At 72.0% G+C, this 16,476-nt stretch carries 12 protein-coding genes, 1 pseudogene and 1 CRISPR repeat array; of the genes and pseudogenes, 8 read left to right on the top strand and 5 right to left on the bottom strand.

Annotated elements, in window-relative coordinates; genetic code table 11:
* Window positions 1-85 precede the first annotated feature (85 nt).
* Both hydA and ACZ63I_RS11340 read left to right on the top strand, forming a co-directional pair.
* Complete coding sequence (gene hydA / locus ACZ63I_RS11345) at window positions 86-1,477, top strand: dihydropyrimidinase (protein ID WP_469337631.1); 1,392 nt, start codon at window positions 86-88, stop codon at window positions 1,475-1,477.
* A gap of 70 nt (window positions 1,478-1,547) precedes the next feature.
* Window positions 1,548-2,549: a TIGR03842 family LLM class F420-dependent oxidoreductase gene (locus ACZ63I_RS11340; protein ID WP_469337629.1), complete on the top strand. Its 1,002-nt coding sequence runs from the start codon at window positions 1,548-1,550 to the stop codon at window positions 2,547-2,549.
* A gap of 43 nt (window positions 2,550-2,592) precedes the next feature.
* On the opposite strand, the gene ACZ63I_RS11335 is transcribed toward ACZ63I_RS11340, so the two are convergent.
* Together ACZ63I_RS11335 and ACZ63I_RS11330 are read right to left on the bottom strand one after the other, a co-directional pair.
* The gene (locus ACZ63I_RS11335) at window positions 2,593-3,408 is read right to left on the bottom strand and encodes a TIGR02569 family protein (RefSeq protein WP_469337628.1); all 816 of its coding nucleotides are present in this window, start codon (window positions 3,406-3,408) and stop codon (window positions 2,593-2,595) included.
* Between the two features lie 102 nt (window positions 3,409-3,510).
* The gene (locus tag ACZ63I_RS11330; RefSeq protein WP_469337626.1) at window positions 3,511-3,792 is read right to left on the bottom strand and encodes a hypothetical protein; all 282 of its coding nucleotides are present in this window, start codon (window positions 3,790-3,792) and stop codon (window positions 3,511-3,513) included.
* A 122-nt stretch (window positions 3,793-3,914) separates the two neighbouring features.
* Here ACZ63I_RS11330 and ACZ63I_RS11325 point away from each other — a divergent pair, with 122 nt between their 5' ends.
* The gene (locus ACZ63I_RS11325) at window positions 3,915-4,463 is read left to right on the top strand and encodes a hypothetical protein (RefSeq protein ID WP_469337624.1); all 549 of its coding nucleotides are present in this window, start codon (window positions 3,915-3,917) and stop codon (window positions 4,461-4,463) included.
* Here ACZ63I_RS11325 and ACZ63I_RS11320 read toward each other — a convergent pair.
* Window positions 4,399-5,376 carry an aldo/keto reductase gene (locus tag ACZ63I_RS11320; RefSeq protein ID WP_469337622.1) on the bottom strand — a complete coding sequence of 326 codons (978 nt, stop codon included), beginning with the start codon at window positions 5,374-5,376 and terminating at the stop codon, window positions 4,399-4,401. The genes ACZ63I_RS11325 and ACZ63I_RS11320 overlap by 65 nt on opposite strands.
* Before the next feature lie 154 nt (window positions 5,377-5,530).
* Window positions 5,531-6,172 (bottom strand): annotated as a pseudogene (locus ACZ63I_RS11315) (vWA domain-containing protein); the annotation flags it as partial.
* A gap of 93 nt (window positions 6,173-6,265) precedes the next feature.
* Here ACZ63I_RS11315 and ACZ63I_RS11310 point away from each other — a divergent pair.
* Both ACZ63I_RS11310 and ACZ63I_RS11305 read left to right on the top strand, forming a co-directional pair.
* On the top strand, window positions 6,266-8,077 hold the full coding sequence (locus tag ACZ63I_RS11310) for a gamma-glutamyltransferase family protein (protein ID WP_469337621.1): 1,812 nt from the start codon (window positions 6,266-6,268) through the stop codon (window positions 8,075-8,077).
* Between the two features lie 54 nt (window positions 8,078-8,131).
* Window positions 8,132-8,977 (top strand): inositol monophosphatase family protein, encoded by an 846-nt coding sequence (locus ACZ63I_RS11305; RefSeq protein ID WP_469337620.1) that lies wholly within the window; start codon window positions 8,132-8,134, stop codon window positions 8,975-8,977.
* A 108-nt stretch (window positions 8,978-9,085) separates the two neighbouring features.
* Here ACZ63I_RS11305 and ACZ63I_RS11300 read toward each other — a convergent pair whose 3' ends face one another.
* Window positions 9,086-9,889 (bottom strand): nucleotidyltransferase family protein, encoded by an 804-nt coding sequence (locus ACZ63I_RS11300; protein ID WP_469337618.1) that lies wholly within the window; start codon window positions 9,887-9,889, stop codon window positions 9,086-9,088.
* 122 nt (window positions 9,890-10,011) lie between these two features.
* Between ACZ63I_RS11300 and ACZ63I_RS11295 the strand changes: the two genes are divergently transcribed.
* The 3 genes from ACZ63I_RS11295 to ACZ63I_RS11285 all read left to right on the top strand — a co-directional run bounded on the left by ACZ63I_RS11295 (window position 10,012) and on the right by ACZ63I_RS11285 (window position 16,470).
* Entirely contained in the window at window positions 10,012-11,427 is a 1,416-nt protein-coding gene (locus ACZ63I_RS11295) for a phytoene desaturase family protein (RefSeq protein WP_469337617.1), read from the top strand.
* Window positions 11,428-11,457: 30 nt separating this feature from the next.
* The gene (locus tag ACZ63I_RS11290; protein ID WP_469337615.1) at window positions 11,458-11,967 is read left to right on the top strand and encodes an O-acetyl-ADP-ribose deacetylase; all 510 of its coding nucleotides are present in this window, start codon (window positions 11,458-11,460) and stop codon (window positions 11,965-11,967) included.
* Window positions 11,968-12,677: 710 nt separating this feature from the next.
* Window positions 12,678-13,376: a CRISPR direct-repeat array (repeat unit 28 nt; unit sequence GGCTCACCCCCGCCTGCGCGGGGAGGAC).
* Window positions 13,377-13,608: 232 nt separating this feature from the next.
* A complete protein-coding gene (locus tag ACZ63I_RS11285) occupies window positions 13,609-16,470 on the top strand; it encodes a CRISPR-associated endonuclease Cas3'' (RefSeq protein WP_469337614.1) in 2,862 nt (953 codons plus the stop codon).
* Window positions 16,471-16,476: the final 6 nt, after the last annotated feature.

Here is a 16,476-nt window from a genome sequence, read left to right as displayed (position 1 = left end):
CTGACACCCGCACCGCCTGAGACCCGCACCGCCCGTGAGCTGTACCGCCCGTGAGCACGCACCCCGACGCGAATGGAGACGAGCCATGTCACGCACTCTCATCACCGGCGGTCTGGTCATCACCGCTTCCGACGAGATCGAGGCCGACGTGCTCGTCGACGGCGGCCGGGTCGTCGCCCTGGCCACCCACGGCAGCCACGGCTGGACCGCCGACCAGGAGATCGACGCGACGGGCAAGTACGTGATCCCGGGCGGGGTCGACGGCCATACGCACATGGAGATGCCCTTCGGCGGCACCCTGGCGTCCGACACCTTCGAGACGGGCACCAGGGCCGCCGCCTGGGGCGGTACGACGACCATCATCGACTTCGCCATCCAGAACAAGGGCGGATCGCTCAGGGAAGGGCTCGACGCCTGGCACGAGAAGGCGGACGGCAACTGCGCGATCGACTACGCCTTCCACATGATCATGTCCGACGTGAACGAGTCGTCGCTGAAGGAGATGGACCGGCTGGTCGAGCTGGGCGTCAGCTCGTTCAAACTGTTCACCGCCTACCCGGGGGTCTTCCTCTCGGACGACGGCCAGATCCTGCGCGCCATGCAGCGCGCCGGGTCGAACGGCGGCCTGGTGATGACGCACGCGGAGAACGGCCTGGCGATCGACGTCCTGGTCGAGCAGGCCCTGGCGCGCGGCGAGCGCGACCCGCGCTACCACGGCGAGGTCAGGAAGGCGCTGCTCGAAGCCGAGGCGACACACCGGGTGATCAAACTCGCCCAGGTGGCGGGCGCGCCCGTCTACGTGGTGCACGTGTCGGCGCGGGAAGCCGTCGCCGAACTGGCGCGGGCCAGGGACGAGGGCCTGCCCGTCTTCGGGGAGACCTGCCCGCAGTACCTCTTCCTGTCGACGGACAACCTCGCCGAGCCGGACTTCGAGGGGGCGAAATACGTCTGCTCCACGCCGCTGCGCCCCAAGGACCACCAGGAGGCACTGTGGCGCGGGCTTCGCACCAACGACCTCCAGGTGGTCTCCACCGACCACTGCCCCTTCTGCTTCAAGGGCCAGAAGGACATGGGCAGGGACGACTTCTCCAAGATCCCCAACGGGCTGCCCGGCGTCGAGAACCGGATGGACCTGCTCCACCAGGCAGTGGTGGACGGGCACATCAGCCGCCGCCGCTGGATCGACATCGCCTGCGCCGCGCCGGCCCGGATGTTCGGGCTCTACCCGAGGAAGGGCACGATCGCGCCGGGCGCCGACGCCGACATCGTCATCTACGACCCGCACGCCGAGCAGATCATGTCGGCTGAGACCCACCACATGAACGTCGACTACTCGGCGTACGAGGGCAAGCGGATCACGGGACAGGTGGAGACCGTCCTGTCCCGGGGCGTGCCGGTGATCGACGGCCGGAGTTACGTGGGCCACGCGGGACACGGGGCGTATCTGCCGCGCGGGATCTGCCAGTTCACCAACTGACCGGGACGCACGTACGTCCCTCCTCCCATCTGTCTCCCACCTGTACGTATCTGAACTAGGGGCCACGCACATGGACTTCGGACTCGTCCTGCAGACCGACCCGCCGGCCTCGGGGGTCGTCGGCCTCATGCGGCGCGCCGAGCGGAACGGCTTTCGCTACGGCTGGACCTTCGACTCGGCCGTGCTGTGGCAGGAGCCCTTCGTCATCTACAGCCGCATCCTGGAGCACACCACCAAGCTCACGGTGGGCCCCATGGTCACCAACCCCGGCACCAGGACGTGGGAGGTGACCGCCTCCACCTTCGCCACGCTCAACGAGATGTACGGCAACCGCACCGTGTGCGGCATCGGCCGCGGCGACTCGGCGATGCGGGTCGCCGGGCGGCAGCCCAACTCGCTGGCGCGGCTCGGCGAGGCCATCGGCGTCATCCGGGACCTGGCCGAGGGCCGCGAGGCCGAGGTCGACGGGCAGACGCTGCGGCTGCCGTGGGTGAAGGACGGCAAACTGCCGGTGTGGATGGGCGCTTACGGGCCGAAGGCGCTGGCGCTCGCCGGGCAGAAGGCCGACGGGTTCATCCTCCAGCTCGCCGACCCGTTCCTCACCGAGTGGATGGTCAAGGCGGTCCGCACGGCCGCCTCCGACGCGGGGCGCGACCCGGACTCCGTCACCATCTGCGTCGCCGCACCCGCCTATGTGAGCGACGACCTGCCGTACGCGCGTGAGCAGTGCCGGTGGTTCGGCGGCATGGTCGGCAACCACGTCGCCGAGCTGGTGAACCGCTACGGGGAGCACTCGGGGCTCGTCCCCGAGGCGCTGACCGACTACATCAAGCAGCGCGAGGGGTACGACTACAGCCACCACGGCCGCACGGGCAACCCGTCGACGGACTTCGTGCCCGACGAGATCGTCGACCGGTTCTGCCTGCTCGGCCCGGTCGAGGCGCACATCGAGAAGCTGAAGACGCTACGGGCCCTGGGCGTCGACCAGTTCGCCGTCTACGACATGCACGACGCCAAGGAGGCGACGATCGACGCGTACGGCGCGCGGATCATCCCGGCGCTCCAGGACTGAGCGCGGGCCGGCCGCTCGCGTGCTGACGTACCGTCAGATCATCTCACGCCGCGCGTGCGAGCACGGCTTTCACCACCGGTGCGTACCGCGCCTGCTGCGCCGCGTCCAGCGAGCTGTGCGTGGCGATCCGGAACACCAGCGCGCGGATGAGCAGTTGGCGCCAGTCCGGCAGCCGCGCCCAGCGGTCGAGCAGTGCGTGGTCGGCGTCCCACCAGCACAGCGCGTCGACCGCGACCACCGCCGACGCCCATGCGGCGGGCCGCCAGTACGGGGGCCAGTCGATGACGGCCGGGGCGCTGCCCGCCTCGAAGAGGACGTTGCCCAGCAGATCGCCGTGAATGATCTGGCTGGGCAGCCGCACCGGCCGGCGGGCCGCCAGCAGCGGCCGGAGCAGCGGGAAGTCGGGCGCCGCGGCCGTCTCCTGCCAGGCCAGCAGGTCGGCGCGGGTCCACGCGTTGTCCCGTACGTCGAGGAAGTCCGGGCGCGGTGCGCCGGCGAGCGCCGCGTGGAAGGCGGCGCCCGCCCGGATGACATCGTCCGCCCTGCGCGGGTCGGCGGCCCCGCCGATCATCCGCCACGCCTCCCAGCCGTCCGCCGTCCACGCCCCGTCACCGGTCGCCACCGGCCGGGCGACCCGGAAGCCGGCGGTGCGGGCGGGCAGCGCGGCCAGCACCTCGGCCCGCCAGCGCGACTCGGCCGCCAGTGCCACCGGTTTGAGGACGAGCCCCCCGGAGCGCCAGGCCTGCCCCTGGCCGCCCGGCAGCAGCCGGGGCGGTGTCTCGGGCGCTGCGCCGAAGGCGGTGAGCACGTGCGGGGGCGGTGCGCCGGGGAAGTCGGTCGTGCGGGGGGAGTCGGTCATGCCGGGGATCGTAGGCCCCGCGAGATCGGCGAGAGGCGGCCACGACAGCCGAACGGCGCCGCGTGCCACGCATCGCGTGTCACGGGCGCCGGTTCCGCGTGGTCAGAACTGGGTGACCCGGCCGCCGCCGTCGCTCGCCGACTGCCATGCCTGCACACCCGCACGGGACGCCTCGCGGGCCTGGCGCCACTTGACCGCCGCCTGCTCGGTCGGGCTCACATCCATCCGGTGGAGCGCCTTGCGGCCCGCCGTCAGCATGGCGAAGCCGGCGAGCGCCAGCCCCGCGCAGGCGAGCGCGGCGCCGGTCGCGGTGAGTACCGCTCCGGTCGTGAGGAGTCGGGTGTCGAGATCGGTCGTCCGCTGGGACTGGTGGCGAGTGCTCATGCCCCCACCCTGGAACGCGCCGCCGGGTCGCGCACGCGGGCGTGGGCCATCCGCGTACCGCGCCGCGGGCGGTACGCGAACCGGGGGGCGGCGGGCGGTGGCCGCGCGGCATCATGGCGGCCATGGCTCCCACCGACCCGCCCACCGGGCCAGCGCCCGGCCAACTGCCCGCGCCACGAAGCGTCTACGCCACGCTCTGGCGCTGCGCCGGCACCCTGCTGCTTGCCGTGGCCGCCCTCGGCGGCGCGGCCTGGCTCGACGCGCGGTTCGACATCGACGGGGCGACCGCGTCGCTGCCGACGACCGTCGTGAGCCTGCTGCTCGGCGTGGTCACGGTTTTGTGGCTGCGGGTGGGCCAGGCCTGGATCCTCCCCACCCTCCTGGGCGCCGACATAGCCGGCCTCTCGGCGGCCGTCCTCATCAGCAGAGGCGTACTGGACGGCGGCCGGCTCGACCGGGCCCGGCTGACCGGCGGCACTTTGAACGAGGCGCTGGCCGCTCTGACCGCGCTCGGGGTCGCCGTCCTGGTGGTGTCCGTCCTGTGGGCAGCCGTACGCGGCCACCGGCATCCGGCCGTGCCGTTCCCCGCGAAGGACCCACGGGCCGTCAGTTCCAGGGGAGCCGGGAGCGATGCGTCCAGTACGCCGCCGGGGGCTCCGCCAGGTCCGTGACCAGCGGGCCGAGCTGGGCGGGCCCGAGGGTGATCCCCGGTGCCCGCAGGTTCGAGTCGAGCTGGCCGGTGGTGACGGCGCCCGCGAGGACGACGTCGGACCACGGCTGCTGGAGCGCAGCCGCCAGCGCCACCGCGTCGTACGACGTGTCCGTAGCCTCGGCGACCGGGGCGAGCAGCGGGTCGAGACGCGGATCGGGGCGGACGAGCCTGCCGTTGGCCAGGGCCTCTTTGACGATGACCATGCAGCCGGAGCCGTGCGCCTCGGCCAGCGCCGGGCCCGCCGACGGTTCGAGCAGGTTCCAGGTGGCCTGCACACTGCGGAACAGCGGGGCGCCGCCCACACTCACGTCGAGCGCGGCGCGGATGGTGTCGGCCTGGTCGGGACCGCTCGTCGTGATCCCGACCGTGACCCCCTCGGCGGCGAGCGCGGCGAGCCGCTTGTGCAGGCTGACATCGGTGAGGGCCGGGCTGCCGGTCGTCACGGAGTGCACCTGGTAGAGGTTCAGACGCGAGCCCAGCAGTATCCGCGACTCGGCGAGCTGCCTGCTGTAGGTGGCCGAGCTGTGGTCCTTGACCTCCTGCTGCTCGGCCTCGACCTGCCAGTCCGCCGTGTACGTGTAGCCCCACTTGCTGCCGACGACCACCCCCGGCCGCTCCGAGCCGTCGTTCAGCCACTCGGCGAGGAACTCCTCGGCCCGCCCGTACGAGCGCGCAGCGTCGAAGTACCGCACCCCGCGCTCGTACGCGTGGTCGAGCACCTTGTGCGTACGCCGCCGCATCGCGTCCACCCCGCGCCCCGACGGCAGGTCACGCTCCCGGCCGGACGTGATGTACCCGGGCCGCCCCAGCGCGGCCAGGCCCAGGCCGATCTGGTGCTGTGCGGAGTCGAGTGACGGCGGCTGTGTGGCCATGGGGACGGCTCCTCGTTCATGGGCGGCCGGGAGGGGTACGGGCGCTGCCCGCGGGCCCGTGCGTGATCACCGTACCGAGCGCCCGCCGATGGAGCGCGCGTACGGGAACGGTGTCGCGCCACCCGGACCCGTTCCCCGGCCCGGACGAAACTCCCTAGGAGCCGATGTCAACCACCCGTGCCCACGCGGGCGGCGTGTCCGGCACGTAATCGGGATCGTCCTCGCCCGACGAACCGCCGCGCCTCCGGGGGAACAGGCCCACCACCGTCCGGCACGGCGGCCGGACCTGCGGCCACGGCGTCCGGCCGTCCGTCAGGACCACCACCACATCGGGGCGCGGCCGCGCCGTGAGCGCCCTGGCGAAACCCGTACGCAGATCCGTACCCCCGCCGCCCATCAGCGGAATCCCCTCGCCACGGCAGAGCGGATGCACGAGGTGGGCCGCCGCGTCGCACGGCAGTACGGTGACGAGATCGCGACGGCCGCCCACCGCCTGCGAGATCGCGGCAACCTCCAGCAGCGCGCTGCCGAGTTCGGTGTCGCTCACCGAACCGGAGGTGTCGACGACCACCGAGACCCGTGGCGGTCTGCGCCGCAGGCTCGGCAGGATCACCCCGGGCAGCCCCGCCGAACGGCGCGAAGGGCGGCCGTAGCTGTAGTCCTCGCCGGCGCCGGATCCGGAGACCGCCGAGCGGATCGCCGCCCCCAGCAGCTCCCGCCACGGCTGCGGCGGCTGGAACGCCTCCTCCGCCCACCGCTGCCACCCACGCGGCGCGTGGCCGGGCCGCCCGGCGCCGGAGGCAGCGAATACCCGGCGGCGGCCGGTCGGTAGTCTGCCGGGGCGGCGGCCGGAACGACCGGCCGGTGCGAACAGCGAGGTGAGAGCCACATGTTCACGACCCGCCCCACCCTCCAGGGCACCTTCGGCATGGTGTCCTCCACCCACTGGCTCGCCTCGCAGTCCGCGATGGCGGTCCTGGAGGACGGCGGCAACGCGTACGATGCCGCCGTGGCGGCGGGCTTCGTGCTGCATGTCGTCGAGCCGCATCTCAACGGACCCGGCGGCGAGGTGCCGATCATCATCGCGCCCGCCGGTGGCGAGGTGCGGGTGCTGTGCGGGCAGGGCCCCGCGCCCGCCGGCGCCACCGTGGCGCACTACACCTCGCTGGGGCTGCGGCTGGTGCCCGGCACCGGACCGCTGGCCGCCGCCGTACCCGGCGCCTTCGACGCCTGGATGCTGCTCCTGCGCGACCACGGTACGAAGACACCGGCCGAGGTGCTGCGGTACGCCATCGGCTACGCGGAGGACGGCCACGCGCCCGTCGAGCAGATCGGGCAGACCGTCGAGACGATGCGCGACCTGTTCGAGACCGAGTGGACCTCGTCGGCCGACGTCTACCTCCCGGGCGGTCAATCCCCCCAGCCCGGCGAGCTGTTCCGCAATCCCGCCCTCGCCGCCACCTGGCGCCGACTGCTCGCCGAGGCCGAGGAAGTGGCGGGCGGGGCAGGGCGGTCGGCGCAGATCGAGGCCGCACGGACCATCTGGCGCGCGGGGTTCGTCGCCGACGCGCTGGTACGGCAGTCGGCCACCCCCACCATGGACACCAGCGGCGCCCGCCATTCGGGCACGCTGACGGCCGCCGATCTGGCCGACTGGTCGGCGGCGTACGAGGCACCCGCCACCTACACCTGGGACGGCTGGACCCTCTGCAAGGCGGGCGGCTGGAGCCAAGGCCCGGCGTTCCTACAGCAGTTGGCGCTGCTGCCCGCCCGCGCCGACGAGCTGCCCCGGTACGGCTCCGCCGACTACATCCATCTCCTCGTCGAGGGCTGCAAGTTGGCCATGGCCGACCGGGAGGCCTGGTACGGCGACGCCGCCGACGTACCGCTCGAAGCCCTGCTGTCGGCCCCGTACAACGCGGGCCGCCGTGCGCTCGTCGGGGAGTCCGCCTCCGACGAACTGCGCCCCGGCAGCCCGGAAGGCCGGGCGCCGGTGCTCGGCGCGCACGTGACGGCCGTCGCCGCCGGCGGCCCCGGGTTCGACGCGCCGCCGGCGGCGGGCGCCGGCGAGCCGACCGTCGCCAAGGACGGCACGACCCGCGGCGACACCTGCCATCTCGACATCGTGGACCGCTGGGGCAACATGATCTCCGCGACCCCGAGCGGCGGTTGGCTCCAGTCCAATCCCGTCGTGCCCGAGCTGGGCTTCCCGCTCGGCACCCGGCTGCAGATGGCCTGGCTCGAAGAGGGCCTGCCCAACTCGCTGACCCCCGGGCGCAGGCCCCGCACCACCCTCACCCCGTCCCTCGCGCTGCGCGACGGCGTTCCCGTGGTCGCCTTCGGCACCCCCGGCGGTGACCAGCAGGACCAGTGGCAGCTCCACTTCTTCCTCGCGCTCGTGCTGCGCGACCGGGTGCGCGGCGGCCTGGACCTGCAAGGCGCCATCGACGCGCCCAACTGGCACAACGACTCGTTCCCCAGCTCCTTCTACCCGCGCGGGATGCGGCCGGGCAGTGTGACCGTCGAGGAGCGCATGGACCCCGGTGTGATCGAGGAGCTGCGCCGCCGCGGCCATGACGTCACGGTCGGTGAGCCCTGGTCGGAGGGGCGGCTGTGCGCCGTGGCCAGGGACCCGCGCACCGGCATCCTGTCGGCGGCGGCCAACCCCCGTGGCATGCAGGGTTACGCCGTCGGTCGCTGAGATGTCATACGACCGGCCGTCCGCGCCGCCCCCGGCCATGATTGGCTGTGCGGCATGATCGATGACTCCGCGCTCGGAACGGTGCCGCTGCGCGACGGCCCCCGCGTCTCCGCCGTCGAGGCGGCGGTACGCGCTGCCGCCGCCGCCGAGATCACGCCCCGCTTCCGGCAGCTCGCCGCCCACGAGATCGTCGAGAAGAACGGTCCGCACGACCTGGTGACCGTCGCCGACCGGGGCGCCGAAGCGCATCTCACCGCCGCGCTCACCGCGCTGCTGCCCGGCTCCGTCGTCGTCGGCGAGGAGGCCGTCCACGCGGACCCCGCCGTCTACAAGGAACTGCGCGGCGAAGCCCCCGTCTGGATCGTCGACCCCGTGGACGGCACCCGCCAGTTCGTCAAGGGCGAGCCCGGCTTCTGCTCGCTCGTCGCGCTCGCCTGGGGCGGCGAGGTGCTGGCCTCCTGGACGTACGCACCGGTGCTCGACGAGATGGCCGTCGCCGTACGCGGCAGGGGCGCCCGGCTGAACGGCGTACCGCTGCGGTCCGGCTCGCCCGAGCCCGGCGCGGTGCTGACGGTGGCCATGTCGCACCCGGACTACACGACGGACGACCAGAAGCGCGCCCTGCTCGGCCTGCGCACGGAAGGCGTCGACGCCCGCCCCTGCGGTTCGGCGGGCCTGGAGTACCTGGCCGTGGCGCGCGGCGCACTGGACGCGGTCGCCTTCAACTGGGAGTTCGCCTGGGACCACGCGGCGGGCCTGCTGCTGGTGACGGAAGCGGGCGGCGCGCAACTGACGCTCTCCGGCGAGCCGTTCCGCATCACCGGCGGCAACGCGCTGCCGTTCACGGCGGCGAGGGACGAGGCAACGGCGCGCCGGATCAGGGAGCACCTGCTGTCCTGAGCCGGGCGGAACTGGCTTCGACGGCGCGGCAGGCACGTTCCGTGCGGGAGGGGGCGACGGCCCGGCGTGTCGGGGAGCACCTGCTGCCCTGAGCCCGGCCCGGCCGCCTCAACCGGCCTCGGCCAGTCCCGCACGTACCTCCCGCACCAGCCGCGCCGCCGATTCGACCGCCTCCCCGTCCAGCGCGCGCAGCGCCGCCGTCACGCGGTCCGCGAAGTCGGCGGGGGCCGAGGGCAGTCCGGCCGCCGTGGCGAGCGCGCCCTTCTCGTTGAGGCACCAGACCCGGTGCTTGGCGAGCAGCGCCTGTGCGAGGACGCCGAAGGCCCGCGACAGGCACAGCGACACATGCAGCGCGTCGCCGCCCGCCGCCGACTTGCGCGCGTTGGCCACCGAGAAGTCGGCCTCCCAGGCCGCCTCGACCAGAGCCGTCCGCAGGGCGTCCGGGTAGCTCTGCGTGGCGGTCCGCAGCCGCGTCAACTCACCGGCCGGATCGGCCAGTACGCGGCACAGGGCGACCTCGCCCGCGTACGCGGGCGACCAGAAGCCCAGCGGATGGCCGGGCTGGTGCCCCACCTCGAACCGGCCCGCGAGACACTCCGCCCACACCCGTTCCACCCGGTCGAGGTCGCGCAGGATCCAGTCCACGGCGACCCCGTCCACCGACAGCCAGGCGCCGCCGTTCACCCAGGGGCCCCAGCCGCCGGGGCCGGCGACGTCCACCTGACGGCCCGTCATCTCACCCGTGAGTGCGGCCAGTGCGGCCGTGTCGACCTCGCCGCGGTAGTAGACGCCCAGGTCCCAGTCGGAGTCGGGCCGCTGCGTACCCCGGGCCCGGCTGCCGCCCAGCGCGACGGCGCGTACCCCCGGTACACCGACGAGTCGCGCCGCCATCGTCTCGATCATCTCGTCCATCGTGCCGCCCGCCGCGAAAATCGTCGTCGAATTCTCCGTCGCGGACAGTACCCGGGCTCGGGCTGTCGGTGCCCGGGAATATCCTGGACCCTCTTGCCATCGGCTGACAAAGGAGTCCGAAGGTGCCGTCGATGCTCGATGCAGTCGTCGTAGGGGCGGGACCCAACGGGCTGACCGCCGCGGTCGAGCTGGCCAGGCGGGGTTTTGCCGTGGCCGTCTTCGAAGCGAAGGACACCGTGGGCGGAGGCGCGCGCACGGAGGAGCTGACCCTCCCCGGGTTCCGCCACGACCCCTGTTCCGCCGTCCATCCGCTGGGCGCAGGGTCCCCGGCGTTCAAGGCGATGCCCCTGGACCGGTACGGGCTGGAATGGCTGCATCCGGAGCTGCCCATGGCGCATCCCTTCGACGACGGCACATCGGCCGTGCTGTCCCGGTCGCCGGCCGAGACCGCCGCGTCGTTCGGCGCGCACGACGCCGGGGTGTACCGCCGGCTGGTCGCGCCGTTCCTCGGCAAATGGGACGCGCTCGCCCGGGACTTCCTCTCCCTGCCGCCGATCTCGCTGCCCCGCGACCCGGTCACCCTCGCCCGGTTCGGTCTGGCCGGACTGCCGCCGTACAGCGTGCTGATGCGCCGCTTCCGCGACGAGAAGGCGCGGTCCCTCTTCGCGGGCCTCGTCGCGCATGTCATCGCGCCGTTCGGCGGGATCGCCACCGGGGGAGTGGGGCTGATGTTCGCCCTCGCCGCGCACGCGGGCGGCTGGCCGATGGCGCGCGGCGGCTCGCAGTCGATCTCGGACGCCCTCGCCGGCTACCTGCGCGACCAGGGCGGCACGATCCACACCGGCTACGAGGTCAAGCGCCTCGACGACCTGCCGCCGGCCCGCGCGTACATCTTCGACACCTCACCGACGGCGCTGGCGCGTATCGCCCGGCTCGGCAGGGTGTACGACGGATACCGCTACGGCGCGAGCGTCTTCAAGATCGACTACGCCCTGGACGGACCCGTGCCCTGGACGGCCGAGGCGCCGCGCAGAGCCGGCACGGTCCAGATCGGCCCGACCAGCGGCGAGATCGGCACGGCCCTGGAGCAGGCCGCCGGCGGCCACCCGCCCCGTACGCCGTTCCTGATCACCGCCCAGCCCAGCCTCGTCGACCCGTCGCGCGCCCCCGAAGGCAAGCACGTCTTCTGGGCGTACGGCCATGTCCCGCACGCCTGGGACGGCGATCTGACGGAAGCGATCGAGCGCCAGATCGAGCGCTTCGCCCCCGGCTTCAGCGACCGCGTCCTCGCCCGCGCCACGGCCGGCCCGCCCGAACTCGCCGCGCGCAACGCCAACTACGTCGGCGGGGACATCGCCTGCGGGTCCGTCGCCGGACTCCAACTGCTGCTGCGCCCCAAGCTCAGCCTCTCGCCGTACTCCACCCCGCACCCGGCGGTCTTCATCTGCTCGTCGGCGACCCCGCCGGGCCCCGGGGTGCACGGCATGTCGGGGCACAACGCGGCGAAGTCCGTGTGGCGCAAACTGCGCGCGAGCTGACCTTTCCCAACTGACCGCCGGAGCAGCACGATGACCACCCTGACCCTGGTACGCGGCGACATCACCGAGCAGCAGACCGACGCCATCGTCAACGCGGCGAACTCGTCCCTGCTGGGCGGCGGAGGCGTCGACGGCGCGATCCACCGCCGCGGCGGCCCCGAGATCCTGGCCGCCTGCCGCGAACTGCGCGCCGGCCACTACGGCAGCGGCCTCCCCACCGGCCAGGCCGTCGCCACCACAGCGGGCCGCCTCGACGCACGCTGGGTCATCCACACCGTGGGCCCGGTGTATGGGATTTCCGGCAGCGATCCGTCCCTGCTGGTGTCCTGTTATCGCGAGTCCCTGCGCGTCGCCGACGAGCTTGGTGCGAAGACTGTCGCCTTCCCGGCCATTTCGGCTGGTGCCTACGGTTGGCCTCTTGAGGATGCCGCCCGTATCGCCGTGGAGGCGGTACGGGCGGCTCACACCACTGCCGTGGAAGTCAGGTTCGTCCTCTTCGGCGACCAGGCTTACGAGGCGTTCGTCGCGGAGGTCAGCTGACGTATACGCGGCTGAAGCAATTACTTGGCCTGAGTCCCCACCCGAGGCGGCTGAGCAGCACGACCCGTCAACGATGAATCGTGCTGCTCAGCATGATCCGCAACTTGTCAAACCGGGCAGTGGTGCATGTGACGGTGAGGTCGCCTGTGGTCATCCATGGCGACATGATCTCGATGACCCACCACGTGGAGTGCGTAGCGATCCTCGAACCGGCCACAAAGACCGCCTGAACTGCAGGTTTGGGTGATGCGCGTTATGTGCACTGTGGGCGTTACGGGCGATATCTTGACGCTGAAATGACGCTGTGCGAGGCGTCTTGACGCTCATTTGACGCTCGTTCTGATGGGCCATCAGGCGCGTTGCCCCGCTGGTCAGGCGGCCTCCTGGCTGTACGGGTGCGGCAAGGCGCTGGGGATTTCGTGGTGCTGAGCGGTCCCATCAGCCACCTGCGCAGAGTGCCAGTAGGTTCTTCGTCTGCTGGTGGTACACGGAGCAGATAGCCTCTGAACAGGGAAAGCGTCTGCGACGAGGTTGACTTGAGGGTGTTCTGGCCCGCAAATGGCCCGGATCTTGAGCGATAGGCTTCGTCGCGGCTCTCCGTCTTGGCGGGAAGGACACTCCGTGGCGCAGACCGGGAACGCAACTAGCCGATTCCTCGCCACCTGAGCAGGTAGGACGCAAGCGCTTGAGTCCTGCACTCGTTCGATCATGGCTCACCCCCGCCTGCGCGGGGAGGACGGCGGGTCTACCTCGGGTGTGAGGTCGACGGGCGGCTCACCCCCGCCTGCGCGGGGAGGACTGCCGGTCGTACGGCTCGGACCACACGTGCACCGGCTCACCCCCGCCTGCGCGGGGAGGACGGAACTGGAGAGGCCAGCATGACTCAACCCACCGGCTCACCCCCGCCTGCGCGGAGAGGACAGCGCGACGTCGAGCTGTACGAGACCGGCGGCCGGCTCACCCCTGCCTGCGCGGGGAGGACGGAGACGGGCCAGTCGAGGATGAGCAGCCCACCGGCTCACCCCCGCCTGCGCGGGGAGGACCGCCGCGTGGGGCATGGCCAGCCACTCGGCACCGGCTCACCCCCGCCTGCGCGGGGAGGACATCAGTGATCCGCACCCGTCCGGGCCTACGGCAGGCTCACCCCCGCCTGCGCGGGGAGGACGAGTACAGCGAAAGCGGCGGGAAGGTTCTGGACGGCTCACCCCCGCCTGCGCGGGGAGGACCGGATGCCCAACGCCAGATGGTGCCAACGGGCCGGCACACCCCCGCCTGCGCGGGGAGGACGGCTGGCAAGACATCGGCGGCGACGCCGGCAGCGGCTCACCCCCGCCTGCGCGGGGAGGACGACTGCACGTTCCCTGACGGGAACACGATCAACGGCTCACCCCCGCCTGCGCGGGGAGGACGCTTCGCGACCTGCGGCGTTAGAGAGGCTTTGCTATTCCTTGACCGCGACCTTCGTTGGCCATCCGGCCTTCCTCATCTGGTCGTGTGCTGTGTGGTCGTACGGTACGGGAAGATCTCCTGCCGTCTACCGGATGTCCCCAATTGTTCTGCGTCGGGGGCGGGTTGTCAGTGCCGGCTGCTATCTCTTGGGGATGCGGTGCGCCGGGTGCCGCGCGGAGTGAGGAGTGGATCGTGTCGGTGCCGGTTGTGGACGGGCGGTTGTGGGGGAAGAGCCGGAGTCTGACGCGTCCGTACCCGGTTGTTTGTCATCTGCTGGATACGGCTGCTGTGGCGGGTGCGTTGTGGGATTTGACGTTGACGGCGGGGGCCCGAGCGCGGTTGGCGGGGCGTTTGGGGGTGTCGGCGGAGGTGTGCCGGCAGTGGTTATGTTTATGGGCGGGGTTGCATGATGTGGGGAAGGTCAGTCCGCCGTTTCAGGTGATGGTGCCAGAGTCGTACAAGGAGCTGGACCTCTCCGTGTACGGGAGCGCACCGGATGCGGAGCGGGAGCGGCTCCGGCATGATCTTGCCGGTCAGTGGGGGCTGACGGAGATTCTGGGCGGGTGGGGTTACCCCCAGGCCCGTTCCGGTTCGGTGTCCCGGTCGGTGCATCATCAGGTCGCTCAGATGCTCGGTGGTCATCACGGCCGGTTTCACCGGGCGTTGGAGGCGAAGCATCTGCTGGCTCCGCAGGCATGGCAGCCGGGGCTGGGCGGCCCGGGGTGGGGCGGGCAGCGGCAGGCGCATGCTGATGCGGTGCGGCGGCTGGTGGGTGATGGCGGGGATGTGCCGGTGCCGCAGGGGCCGTTGCCGGCCGAGGTGGCGGTGCGGTTGCTGGGGTTGGTTGTGGTGGCGGACTGGCTGGCGAGCCAGGAGGCTTTGATCGAGGGCCGGTTGACGCCCGTGGCCTGGGTGGCCGGGGAGGGGGAGCTTCACCGGCACTGGGATCTGGCGGTGGCTCAGGCACCGGGGGTGGTGCGTGCCGCCCGGCTGGGTGTGGCGTCGTTCCCGGTCCGTGGTTTCCGTGAGCAGTTCCCTTTCGTGCCCAACGCTCTGCAGACCAGTCTGGCGGCGGATCTGCCGGGGCTGACGGCGGGCGGCGGTGCGGGGTTGTTGCTGGTGACGGCGCCGACCGGTGATGGCAAGACGGAGGCGGCGTTGCACGCGGCGTCGGTGATGGCCCGGGCGTCGGGTGCGGGTGGGTTGTATTTCGCGTTGCCGACGATGGCCACGGCGGATGCGATGTTCGGGCGGGTCGCGCACTTCGCACAGGGCAATGTGGCTGGTGACCGGGCGTTGACGCTGCTGCACAGCATGGCGTGGCTGAGTGATGCCTACGGTCACGGCGCGGTGAGCGCCGGGGGTGTGGGGGCCGTGGTGTCGGACGGCCGGGGGAGTCTTGAGGCGGGCGGGTGGTTGCGGGGTGGTAAGCGGGGGTTGTTGGCGCCGTTGGGGGCGGGCACTATTGATCAGGCGCTGACCGGGGTGTTGCCGGTGCGCTACAACGTGCTTCGTCTGCTGGGGTTGTCGAACAAGGTGTTCGTGGTGGATGAGGCGCATGCGTATGGGCCGTGGATGCACAGTCTGCTGGTGCGGCTGCTGGAGTGGCTGGGGGCGATGGGCACGCCGGTGGTGCTGTTGTCGGCGACGCTGGCCGGTCGTGCGGCGTCGTCGCTGGTGGAGGCATATCGGCGCGGCTGCGGGTTTGTTGAGCCGGTCGCTGTGGGGCCGGTGTATCCGGGGTGGCTGTATGTGGATGCGTCCAGTGGTGAGGTCGCGCCGGGACGTGAGGTGCCAAGTGGCCGGGCCCGCACGGTGCGGGTGTGTGTGGAGGATGTCGTCTGGGACACCGGCGGCGGGCAGGTGATGGATCCGGCTGTGGCTGGGACGCGCAGTGCGGTGCTGGTGGGTCAGGTGGAGCCGGTGGTGGCGCAGGGGGGATGCGTTCTGGTGTGCTGCACGACGGTTGCCGAGGCGCAGCGGACCTACCGGCTTCTGCAGGCGCGGTTTCCTGAGCTGGCCGGTGAGCCGGGTGGTCTTGAGCTGTTGCACTCGCGGTTTCCGGCGCGCCGGCGCAGGGAGATTACCGACCGGTTGGAGGAGGCCTTCGGCAAGCCCCGGGCGGGGGACGGGGAGGGGCTGGGGCGGCGTCCGGGGCGGGCGGTGCTGGTGGCCACGCAGGTGGTGGAGCAGTCGCTCGATCTTGATTTCGACCTGGTGGTCAGTGATCTGGCGCCGCTGGCTCAGTTGTTGCAGCGCGTGGGCCGGTGTATGCGCCATGAGCGTACTGGGCGTCCCGCCTGGGTGGGCTTAGAGCCCCGGCTGGTGGTCCTGCAGCCTGTGACCGGGGGGAAGGTCGTGCCGCCGCGTACGTGGGGGACGGTGTACGACACGGCGCTGCTGCGGCGTACGTCCGTGCTGCTGCAGGAGACGGCGGTGCAGGGGATCGCGGTCCCGGGGGACGTGCAGGGTCTTGTCGACGCCGTGTACGCGAAGGACTTCGGGGAGCGTCTGCCGGACGCGGCCCGCGATGAGTTGCGGCAGTTGGACGCCGCTTGGGAGGCGGCCGGCCTGGCGGAGGAGCAGCTTGCCAGGATGACGGCGGTGCCCGCGGCGAAGGGTCTGGTGGATTTGTCGCGGCTGAGTGATGACGGTCTGGGCCTGTTGGACGAGGCGCTGGTGACGACCCGGCTGGGAGCGGATTCGGAGCGGGTGGTGTGCCTGTTCCACCAGCCGGGCGGTGAGGTCACCCTCGACCCGCACGGCCGTGTTCCGGTTCCCGGCTCTGCTGGCCGACTGGGCCGGGAGGACGTGCGGGAGGTCATGGGCGGCAGCATCCCCGCCCCGGGGCGGTGGCTGGTGCAGCGCGGCCGGGAGCACGAGCCCCCATCCGGGTGGGCTGATCAGCCGCTACTCGCGGCCCTGGTGGTGCTGCCGATGACTCCCACGCCGGAACTACTACTGGACGGCGATGTGCCGGGTGGCAGTTGGTGGTGCCGGGTCGGCGATCAGCAACTGGTCCTTTCGGACACGGGACTTCGCCGAATCGCCTGACACCAC

It is taken from the genome of Streptomyces sp. NPDC087906 (assembly GCF_055584925.1).
The sequence above is the reverse complement of the archived record's forward strand: the minus strand, read 5'-3'. Positions and strand labels throughout refer to the sequence as shown.